This is a genomic window from Microcoleus sp. PH2017_28_MFU_U_A (assembly GCF_020738035.1).
Taxonomy (GTDB): Bacteria; Cyanobacteriota; Cyanobacteriia; order Cyanobacteriales; family Microcoleaceae; genus Microcoleus.
This window is the reverse complement of record NZ_JAEQCX010000054.1, coordinates 33,397-43,705: the sequence shown is the minus strand read 5'-3', so window position 1 is coordinate 43,705 and position 10,309 is coordinate 33,397. Positions and strand designations below refer to the sequence as shown.

12 protein-coding genes are annotated in these 10,309 nt (G+C 46.5%); 9 read left to right on the top strand and 3 right to left on the bottom strand.

The window, feature by feature from the left end:
- The coding region (locus JGK14_RS13625; protein ID WP_325315180.1) for a tetratricopeptide repeat protein at nucleotides 1–333 on the top strand (333 nt) is incomplete at its 5' end.
- 275 nt (nucleotides 334–608) lie between these two features.
- Here the strand turns inward: JGK14_RS13625 and JGK14_RS13620 are convergent.
- Nucleotides 609–740, bottom strand: coding sequence for a hypothetical protein (locus JGK14_RS13620; RefSeq protein ID WP_325315179.1), 132 nt, complete (start codon nucleotides 738–740; stop codon nucleotides 609–611).
- Nucleotides 741–977: 237 nt separating this feature from the next.
- On the opposite strand from JGK14_RS13620, the gene JGK14_RS13615 reads away from it, so the two are divergent.
- From JGK14_RS13615 to JGK14_RS13595, 5 genes are all read left to right on the top strand, one after another.
- Complete coding sequence (locus tag JGK14_RS13615) at nucleotides 978–2,375, top strand: DUF4912 domain-containing protein (protein ID WP_325315178.1); 1,398 nt, start codon at nucleotides 978–980, stop codon at nucleotides 2,373–2,375.
- Nucleotides 2,376–3,103: 728 nt separating this feature from the next.
- On the top strand, nucleotides 3,104–4,420 hold the full coding sequence (locus tag JGK14_RS13610; protein ID WP_325315177.1) for an ABC transporter substrate-binding protein: 1,317 nt from the start codon (nucleotides 3,104–3,106) through the stop codon (nucleotides 4,418–4,420).
- An 80-nt stretch (nucleotides 4,421–4,500) separates the two neighbouring features.
- Entirely contained in the window at nucleotides 4,501–5,400 is a 900-nt protein-coding gene (locus tag JGK14_RS13605; protein ID WP_293182579.1) for a carbohydrate ABC transporter permease, read from the top strand.
- Between the two features lie 174 nt (nucleotides 5,401–5,574).
- Nucleotides 5,575–6,438: a carbohydrate ABC transporter permease gene (locus JGK14_RS13600; RefSeq protein ID WP_293182581.1), complete on the top strand. Its 864-nt coding sequence runs from the start codon at nucleotides 5,575–5,577 to the stop codon at nucleotides 6,436–6,438.
- A gap of 240 nt (nucleotides 6,439–6,678) precedes the next feature.
- Complete coding sequence (locus JGK14_RS13595) at nucleotides 6,679–7,761, top strand: ABC transporter ATP-binding protein (RefSeq protein ID WP_293269756.1); 1,083 nt, start codon at nucleotides 6,679–6,681, stop codon at nucleotides 7,759–7,761.
- Nucleotides 7,762–8,106: 345 nt separating this feature from the next.
- Here JGK14_RS13595 and JGK14_RS13590 read toward each other — a convergent pair whose 3' ends face one another.
- Nucleotides 8,107–8,250, bottom strand: coding sequence for a hypothetical protein (locus JGK14_RS13590; RefSeq protein ID WP_325315176.1), 144 nt, complete (start codon nucleotides 8,248–8,250; stop codon nucleotides 8,107–8,109).
- Between JGK14_RS13590 and JGK14_RS13585 the strand changes: the two genes are divergently transcribed.
- Nucleotides 8,249–8,689, top strand: a complete 441-nt coding sequence (locus JGK14_RS13585) for a DUF3574 domain-containing protein (RefSeq protein WP_293182585.1) — start codon at nucleotides 8,249–8,251, stop codon at nucleotides 8,687–8,689. The two genes, JGK14_RS13590 and JGK14_RS13585, sit on opposite strands and share 2 nt — an antisense overlap.
- Before the next feature lie 258 nt (nucleotides 8,690–8,947).
- Complete coding sequence (locus JGK14_RS13580; RefSeq protein WP_293182587.1) at nucleotides 8,948–9,217, top strand: hypothetical protein; 270 nt, start codon at nucleotides 8,948–8,950, stop codon at nucleotides 9,215–9,217.
- On the opposite strand, the gene JGK14_RS13575 is transcribed toward JGK14_RS13580, so the two are convergent.
- Nucleotides 9,214–9,396 (bottom strand): hypothetical protein, encoded by a 183-nt coding sequence (locus JGK14_RS13575; RefSeq protein ID WP_293182589.1) that lies wholly within the window; start codon nucleotides 9,394–9,396, stop codon nucleotides 9,214–9,216. The genes JGK14_RS13580 and JGK14_RS13575 overlap by 4 nt on opposite strands.
- A gap of 76 nt (nucleotides 9,397–9,472) precedes the next feature.
- Here JGK14_RS13575 and JGK14_RS13570 point away from each other — a divergent pair, with 76 nt between their 5' ends.
- Nucleotides 9,473–9,985, top strand: coding sequence for a hypothetical protein (locus JGK14_RS13570; RefSeq protein ID WP_293190424.1), 513 nt, complete (start codon nucleotides 9,473–9,475; stop codon nucleotides 9,983–9,985).
- The last annotated feature ends 324 nt before the right edge of the window (nucleotides 9,986–10,309 follow it).

Genomic DNA, 10,309 nt, shown 5'->3' with positions numbered 1-10,309 from the left:
AAAATTGGCGATGTTCAAGGGAAAGCTGCTACTTTGCACTGTCTAGCAATAATCTATGCCAATCAAGGGGATGTAGAAAAGGCGATCGCATTTTATCAACAATCTCTCGAACTTAAGGAAAAAATTGGCGATGTTCAAGGGAAAACTGCTACTTTCGCAATGCTTGGACAGTTGTTAGCAGCGCAGGGAGATTTTGACCAAGCTTTGAATTATTTACAGCAATCTTTGAAGATTTTACAGCATTTGCGATCGCCCGATGCGGAGATAGTGAAGGAAATTATTGCTGAGGTTGAGCAGATGGATGGAGATCGTAAGTTTGCGCGCGGGATTTAGAAACCGGGTTTCTCACGAATATCTCGTGAGGATGCGTAAAATCTCGTAGAAACCCGGTTTCTGGCCGCCCTCACCCACCAAACCCTCCAAACCCATCACCAGCCCCGTCCCAGAATATGTCATCAAACCCTGATATTTGTCCGAACATCGATCCCCTGACGCTCTAAAATATCAATATTCCCTGACATATTGATCCCCGAATCCCCGAAAATGCGTATAAGTACCCATGATTAAGGCAAAAGACCCCTTGACCAGACCGGGAGTTGTCTGCAACATTAAGTCATGACAAAGCGATCCCAAAGAAATGCTTTGATTGAGCAACTTTGGGAGTCAGATAGCGCGTGTGCTGCCGGCACAGCGTTGCTAGCAGCACCGATCGCACTCGCAAAATCGATCTTGTCAATCAAGAATCGATAGATAAAGCTTTATTTAGATCGGACGGTGCGCGCAGAAGCCAATAAGTCAAAAACCCCGATCGCAATTGGGGACAAGACAAGGTAAAAACCAGCAAGGCTTCAAAGGTTGGAGAGATTCAGAAGCTCGATCGTAATTGTATTTAAAAGAGTTTCTAACTCAAAAAATCAACACATTAGTGTTGAATCGAAAAATCTAACCCGCCATCCAAATTAGTGGAGAACAAACTCATGGCAAAAGAACGCCCACCATTAGAAGAGATGACTTTGCGACAACTCCGCAGAGTTGCTAGCGAATGTGGAGTCTCTCGCTACAGCCGGATGCGGAAATCGCAACTTCTGGCATCAATTCAAGAAATTCAGCGCAACAAGTTTTCATACAGTCCATCTCGCAAACTAGAGGCACAAGAAGCAGTGGAAGCAGCAAAGTTTGAACTAGGTCAAGAAGATAGAACAGGCGGTTCTTTGGCGTCTGTAGATGAAGGTTTAGCAGATTTGCCCAACGGTTACGGCGAAAGCCGGGTTGTTTTGATGCCCCGCGATCCAGAATGGGCTTACACCTACTGGGATATCCCGAACGATCGCAAACAAGAAATGCGCCGCCAAGGCGGACAGCAACTCGCCCTGCGGATCTACGACGTTACAGATGTTAACCTCGACATCCAAAGCCCCCACAGCATTCAAGAATATCCCTGCGACGAACTGGCGCGGGAATGGTACGTGCCAATCCCCGTAAGCGATCGCGATTATGCGATCGACATTGGCTACCGCTGTGCAGACGGCCGTTGGTTGGTGTTGGCGCGATCGGCAGAAGTCCGAGTCCCACCCATCTATCCCAGCGACTGGATTGAAGACCAATTCATCACCCTCGACTGGGAAGAAGACTTGCGCGGCCAAACCTTCGCCGAACTGGTTCCCCCGGCCAAGAAAATCGCACAAGCAACCAACGGCGTCGGTTACAGCACCGGCAACGCCATCTACCAACAAATCTTCGGCATGGCAGAATCGGCAGAATCGATGCGCGTAGCAGGTTCGATGTTCGGTTCCATGCAGCACGTTGCAGGTTCGATCCAGCAATCCGCAATCCACGAACAAGCTTTGAGTTCCTACGTATTCCCCTCCGGTGTTGGAATGTGGGCTGGGGCAGGAATGTCTGCCCTCACTGCATCAGGTGTGGGTATGTCTGCCCTCACTGCGTCAGGTGTGGGTATGTCCGGCCTCACTGCGTCAGGTGTGGGTATGTCCGGCCTCACTGCGTCAGGTGTGGGTATGTCCGGCCTCACCATGTCCGGTTTCGGTATGTCCTCCGGTGTCGGTATGTCGGGAGTTGGCTTTGCCGCCCCGATGCGCCCCCGCCAGTTCTGGTTAGTTGCTGATGCCGAACTGATCGTCTACGGCGCCACCGAACCCGATGCTACCGTCTACGTAGGCGGACAGCCAATCAAACTGAATGCTGACGGCACTTTCCGCTTCCAGATGTCTTTCCAAGACGGCTTGATCGACTATCCGATTTTTGCAGTAGCAGCAGACGGCGAACAAAACCGCGCTGTCCACATGAAATTCGAGCGCGAAACCCCTGAACGTCGCACCAACACTAAGGAAGATTCTGTTGTGGAATGGTTGGGCTAATCGTAAATGTCGATCGCGATCCCGGTAGGTGTTTGGGTTTGTGCCAATTTTTTAACCATCACAAGGCCTACCCGGAGCAAATGGCGATTTGTTAGGGTTAGTTTCAGACAACAACCCATAACACCCCCTATACACCGTTCTCCTATTTTGAGGAGCGGTGTTTTTTGTCTGTGAAGTCATTAGTCATTAGTCATTAGTGCGAGCGTCCCGCTCGCGAACGTTATTAGTCATTAGTCATTGGTCATCAGGAAGAATTCCGAGGGAAGAAGAATGATTTAGGGAGCATCTCAGTTTTGCATTTACAGTGCGAGCGTCCCCGCTCGCGTGCTTGTACAAGCACGCGAGCGGGGACGCTCGCACTACCATAAAAAATGCTTCTTGCAAAACTGAGATGCTCCCAATGATTTCTTGGTAGGGTGCGTGAGGGCGAGAAATCTTTACATCCACACTTCGAGACTATGACTCACGCACCGCCCCAACGATTGAATCATATCAATGCTAGCGTCAACGATATTAGACACTCATCTCAACATCTGCCTGTAGATAGATGTTGACTTAACTTGCGATCGAACTCGTGACCTCAAAATTTGTAATTTTCACTCAACAATTATTAAGTAAGCTAAAGTTTACTTAAATTTTCATTGCACAAACTCGGTAAATCCCGCGAAACGAAAGAAAGCGAGTTATGAGATCAGTAAGGCGATCGCACAGTCATATCTCAAAAGCCAATGCCCAAAATAAATTCCCCGCCCCAGCGAAGGCAAAAGCGCCCCCGTCTTGTAGCCTTATTCGCTGTCACATTAGCAGCCGTCTTGCTGTTATTTATTCTGCCCGCACTGACTCAGCAGCCAGTTGTGCTCACCATGTTAATGCAAGGCCAAGACATTGCCAACTGGAAACCGTTTGTCAAAGAATTTGAACAGAAAAACCGCGATATTCGCATCAACCTCGTCGAAGGCCCCTTTGACACAAATCTCGTAGAAAATCTTTACACATCTGCCTTTCTTTTAGGCGAATCGCCCTACGACATCATCAACATGGATATCGTTTGGGTTCCCAAATTTGCCGCCGCAGGTTGGGTAAGGGATTTAACCGACAAAATTCCCCCCGAACAACTTGCAAAATTCATCCCCGGTAACGTTGAAGGCGGAAGGTATCGGGGCAAACTTTACCGAATTCCCCACGCTTCGGATGCCGGAATGCTTTATTACCGCAAAGACATTTTAAAACAAGCCGGAATTCCAGCACCGAAAAATTTTGAAGAGATGGTAAAAATCTCTCAAAACTTACAGCAACAAGGAAAAGCAACTTGGGGTTATCTGTGGCAAGGTAAACAATATGAGGGAGTATCTGCGATGTTTGTCGAAGTGCTCTCGGGTTTCGGCGGCTTCTGGGCTAATCCTCAAACTTTTGAAGTTGGGTTAGATAAACCCGAGGCCATTAAAGCAGTGGAATTTCTCAAAAATACGATCGCCTCCGGCATCTCTCCAGCGGGTGTTACTACCTACGGCGAAGAAGAAACCAGGCTGTTGTTTCAAAACGGCAAAGCGCTGTTTTTGCGAAACTGGCCCTATGTTTGGAAGCTAGCAAATGCCGAGGGATCTAAAGTGAGAGGCAAAATTGCGATCGAGCCAATGCTCAGCAGTATCGGTAAAACAGGCGGTTCTTGCTTGGGCGGCTGGGGCTGGGGAATATCCAAAACATCAAAACATCCAGAACAAGCCTGGAAAGCAATTAAATACCTCACCAGCGAGGCAACCCAGCGCAAATTTATTTTAGAAACAGGTTTAATTCCCAGTTACAAATCCCTATTTACCGACAAAGAAATAGTCGCCAAATATCCCCACTACCCGCAACTTTTAAAAGTAGTGGAACGCCCAGCCTTGCGCCCGCCCATTGCACAATACGCTCAAGCTTCTGATATTTTGCAGCGCTATTTGAGTTCAGCTTTTACTGGGAGAATGACTGCGGAACAAGCAATGAAAGCGGCGGCTAGCGAAACTCGCAATTTATTAGGAAGTTTGAAACAACCAAAAGCTTCTTGAACAGTTGACAGTTGACAGTTGACAGTTGACAGTTGACAGTCCTAAAGCCGTAAATGAGGGATAAATTAGGGCTAAAAAATATGCAATCAGACAAGATGCGACAGCGCGAACAAAGAACCGGATGGATATTAGTAGCACCAGCATTGATAATTCTGCTGCTAGTATTTGCTTACCCAATCTTGCGCGCGTTTTGGCTGAGTTTATTCACCCAAAACCTCGGTACTGAATTGAAACTGGTTTTTTCCGGCTTTGCTAACTACAGTCGAATGTTAGGCGACGGGCGTTTCTGGCAAACTTTAAGCAACACCACAGTCTTTACTTTTGCCTCTGTTGTGCTGGAATTAATTCTCGGCATGGGCATTGCCTTAGTCTTAAATCAATCTTTCACGGGGCGCGGCATTGTGCGGACAATTTCCCTGCTGCCTTGGGCGCTACCTACTGCATTGATGGGTGTAGCTTGGGCGTGGATTTTTAACGATCAATACGGCGTAATTAACGACATTTTACTGCGCTTGGGATTGATTCAAAAGAGCATTAGCTGGTTGGGAGATCCGACTTTGGCAATGATGGCAGTGATTACAGCCGATGTTTGGAAAACTACGCCGTTTGTCAGTCTGCTTTTGTTAGCGGGATTGCAATCGATTTCCGGTGATTTGTATGAAGCCCACGCCATTGACGGCGCCAGTAGTTGGCAGAGTTTCCGTCAAATTACCTTGCCGCTGCTGATGCCCCAAATTGTGATTGCTTTGCTGTTTCGATTTGCCCAAGCTTTCGGCATTTTTGACTTGATTCAGGTGATGACGGGAGGGGGGCCGGCTGGGGCGACTGAGACGGTTTCTATCTACATTTACAGCACGGTGATGAGGTATTTAGACTTTGGGTACGGGGCGGCTTTGGTGGTGTGTACTTTTTTGCTGTTAGTGGCCGCAGTTGCGATCGCCAGTTACCTATTATCGAGAGCCCGCACCACTCAAGTTTAGATTTGGGATTGGGGATTTTAGGTTGGTGGTAGTTAATGAATCAGATACGTTGAGGGAGAAATTAAAATCAGACTATTCATTGCTTCAATCTTCTTCCTTCCAGGTAGAGGTAGCTGTCAACTGTCAACTGTCAACTGTCAACTGAATGAAACGTTCCTTTCATTGGTATAAACTATGTCGATCGCCCGCGAACAACCTACCACAAAACCCTTTAACATCCGGCAATTAATCTTGCCCCTATCAGCGATATTAATTGTCGCCTATTTCCTCGCACCCATCATCTGGCAGGTGCTGACATCATTCAAAGTAAACGGCGATATCTCAGCAATTCCCAACGTCTACATTCCCGCACGAATTACCTTCGATCATTACCTGTCCTTATTCCAGCGCCGTCCGTTTGCACTTTACATTTTAAATAGCGCTTTTGTTTCCATTACTTCCACACTGCTGTGTTTAGCAGTAGGTGCTCCCGCAGCTTACGCATTAGCCAGATTGCGGCTGTGGGGCGAGAGAATTATTCTGGCAAGTGTGACAATTGTGACGCTATTTCCGGCGGTGTTGTTATTTTTAGGACTGTTGGAAATAGTCAAAGCTTTGGATTTAGGAAATAATTATTTAGCCTTAATTATCCCTTACACCGCCATCAATCTGCCGCTGACAATTTTGGTAATGCGGAGTTTCTTTCAGCAACTGCCAAAAGATTTAGAAGATGCAGCTAAAGTTGACGGTTACAACACCTTTCAAATGCTGTGGCAAATCGTGCTACCGATGACATTTCCCGCCTTAGTCACAACCGGAATTTTGACATTTATTTCAGCTTGGAACGAGTTTATTTTCGCACTGACATTTATGACTCGCGAATCTCTAAAAACAATTCCCGTCGCCACGGCTCAACTCAGCGGTGCATCAGTCTTTGAGATTCCCTACGGCCCGATCGCAGCAGCCACAGTTTTAGGAACCTTACCCTTGGTTTTGCTGGTTTTGGTGTTCCAACGGCGCATCGTTCAGGGTTTAACAGCCGGGGCTGTCAAGGGATAGTAAGGAGAGTTTTGAGTGGTGAATTTGTCAATAAAACAGTCAAATAGTTAAGGATCGCGAATTAAATAATTTACACAAGTTTGTGGAATGGGCGTCCCGCCCGTCCAGAAAGAACGGGCGGGACGCCCATTCCACAAGAACAATAAAGATTGTAAGTTATTTAATTATCATTCCTAAGTTGATTCCTAGTGACGAATAACCAATAACCAATAACCAATAACCAATAACCAATAAAAAATCATGGCAAAACTGCAACTAAAAAACCTCAATAAAACCTACAGCCCCAAAGTTGTACCAGTAAAAGACATTAGCTTAGATGTCAGCGAGGGCGAATTTCTGACCTTGCTGGGGCCCTCCGGGTGTGGCAAATCTACCACGCTGCGGTTGATTGCAGGGTTGGAACAGCCGACTAGAGGCGAGATTAGAATTGGCGATCGCGATGTGACATATCTCAGACCGGGCGATCGGGATATTGCAATGGTTTTTCAAAGTTACGCGCTGTATCCGCACATGACAGTGTACGACAATATGGCATCCAGCCTCAAACTCCGAAAAATATCCGACAGCGAAATCGATCGCTTAGTGACAGAAGTTGCAGCATCCCTCGGATTGACCGAATTAGTCGATCGCAAACCGGGTAAACTATCAGGCGGACAGCGGCAGCGAGTAGCCCTCGGACGCGCCTTAGTGCGCCAACCAGCAGTATTTTTGCTCGACGAACCTTTAAGCAATCTCGACGCCTTATTGCGAGAAAAAGTGAGGGCAGAACTCAAACAATTGTTTTCATCCCAAAAAGCCCCTGTAGTGTACGTTACCCACGACCAAACCGAAGCAATGACACTTTCTACAAAAGTCGCAGTTCTCAACAGCGGCAGCATCCAGCAATTAGACCCGCCACACTTAATTTATAACCGTCCGGCAAATCAGTTTGTAGCGGGTTTTGTAGGCAGCCCGCAAATGAATTTGCTAGTGCTTAAATGCCAGGGAAATTTTGCGATGTTGGGCGATTCTGGAGTTCCGCTACCAAATCTGCCGACAGTCCCACCAGAGATTGTCTTGGGAATTCGCCCGGAACACCTCAGCTTTGCAGATGTAGAGGCCAGGAAGAAGCCAGATCCAGAGGCAATTAAAGGTGAGGTTTATTTAGTAGAAAACTTGGGAATGCAAAATTTAGTTAGCGTCCGAGTTAAAGGTTTGGAGTCAGTAACGGTGCGCGCTTTGCTCCCAAATGACCGCCAATGGAGTTCCGAAATTGTCGAGCTGGTTTTTCCGGCTCAGTTGCTGCACTGGTTTGATGTCAAAACTGGCGATCGCTTGAAATGAAAATTTGGCCTGTATAACACGATCGATTGAAAATAGTCTAACCCTGTGCTGAAAAATACTATTTCTGCTTTTAACTAAGTTATGACTGTAGTAAGAGGTATAAGTATTTGGCTGCTGTTAAGGTGATATTTGTGCTTGAAAAAGCTAGTTGACTGGTATCATTTGCGATCGATCGCCATCACAAAAAAGGTTTGTAGTGCGGACTTAAGTCCGCAGTATAGAGGTTTTCAGAAAGATGAGGTATGACTGACAGCTTATATAATAATAAACAAAGAGGGCTGAAGCCCAACTACGTCCGCGAATCTTTTTAAGAAAGGCTATACAAACTAATCTGCACATTTTATGTTAAATTATATCGCGAACGGTAGCATCGGTATTGTGCGATCGCTCGGGCGGTGCCTCAGTACCAATAGTCTCATAGTCGGTAGTTAAAGATTTATCGCACTGGCGCACCCTACTACTTGTTTTATTTATAGAAAATAATGACATGAAGAACAAACATCTTAACAGTCTTTGCTTGGCAGGCCTGCTGTTGCTCGTGCCGATTTGTCCGGGGACAATTGCCCGCGCTCAAATTTCCGAAACTTCCGATACTAACGCCAGTCCAAAAACCTTCCTCAAAGATGAACTGTATTTTGGCTTAACTAAACCCGGAGGCGAGACAATTTCTGAGTCAGAATGGCAGGAGTTTGTCAAGGAAGTTATTACCCCTCGTTTTCGGGAAGGGCTAACTGTATTAGACGGTTCCGGGCAGTTTCTCAACCAGGGCGGAATATTGATTCGAGAAAACTCTAAAATAGTTATTTTGATTTATGAAAGTAGCCAGGAAAAAAATCGAGCTATTCAGGAAATTATCGAAAATTACAAGCGCAGGTTTCAGCAGGAGTCAGTGCTGCGAACGACCAGCGAAGTTAAGGTTTCTTTCTGATTAGCTCATCCAATCAGCGTTTTTATGATATTATTCCTAGTAATCAAGGTCATACCCTCAGAGATAAGTAGGGTGCATTCAACAGTTGACAGTTGACAGTTGACAGTTGACAGTTGAATTTTGACTGCTGACTGCTGACAGTTTAGGAGCGACCTCTACCCTTAAGTCAGAGAATTGGAATAATGAATAGTCTGATTTTAATTTCTCCCTCAAAGGGAGAGGCTTTCAACCAATTTTTTCTCGTAAAAATTATAATTTGTGGGTATCGATCGCACATTGCAAAAAGTCGCCAGAAAAACCAGCCCGGGAGAAAACAAAAATATGACGAACGATGGCAACCCAAAAGCCCAAGCGCCGGATAACGACGATGTACAAAAAAATTTGGACGGTATTGGGAAAGCTTTGATTGTGAGCGTGGCTTGGTCTTACGCAGAGGCATTGGAGCGAACAAAACGAGATCGAAAAGAACAGAAAGCTACGCCGGAATCTCAACCAGAATCTCAACCAGAATCTCAACCAGAATCTTAGACATCCGCCGCTGCGAAAACAGCGCAATTGCTTTCATCTACAGAAAAGCGATCGATCGCGCACCGGCGAACCATCACAATCATCGCGCTCGAACACATTGGAATCGACTTTTTCGGCAGATTCCCGAAATTGCAGCGGTTTTTATGCCATTTTACCTCAATATATTTTATTTTACCCAAAGAGATTTAAATTAAACAAAGTACGGTTTTATAGCTACAGTGTACAGAACAAACAACCAATTTTGAGATCGGTCTCATGTCTAATTCAAAAATGATTGGCAAAGCGATCGCAGGTGGCATTTGCTTCGGCATCCTCGCCAGCAGCTTCAACGGCGCGCAAGGCCCAGCATCCGCAGCAGCACCAACAATTGCCGAAGCAGCAGCCCCCGCCGCTAGCAATATCGACAAGCAACTTCTAGGTCAATGGCAAGGTACAATCCCCTCCGGTCAGTCTTTCACCTTCGTCTTTGCCCCAGAAGGCAAATTGTTCATGATGGGTAAATGCCCCGACGGAGCCCCCTGCGCCAAAGAAACGAGGTATAAAGTTAATCTCGCTGCAAAACCGATGCACCTGGATGTCAGCCTCAACAAGACCGAAACCGTTGAGACTGTTTTTGAGTTGACTCCCGAAGGTCAAATGCGCCTTCAGGTGGAAGGCACCAATCCCGGACTGCCAAGACCGAATTCCTTAAACGACCAGGCAACCGTGTTTAAAAAGGTCTCCGAGACCACTGCACTGCCTGCTGGCACTCAAGTCATCGGTTATTGAGGAAAATTCTTCCCCCGCATTCGGCAGTTAAGTAGTTCTGGGTTTTGAGTTTTGGGTGTTGTTATAGGCAGTTTTCAATTCTATGAAATATAGTAGGGACACCGCGCCGTGCACATTGGTGTCAACAACCAGGTCAAACCCAGTCACAGATGGCTGTTTGACCATTAAACTTAGATCCCCCCTTAGCTTGCCCCCTACTCCCCCTTAAGAAGGGGGGGACAAGAAGTTACTCAAAGTCCCCCTTCTTAAGGGGGATTTAGGGGGATCTAGACTTGGCATAAAACCCATATTTCTCAAGGGTTTCAGCCTTAAGTTGACACGCCT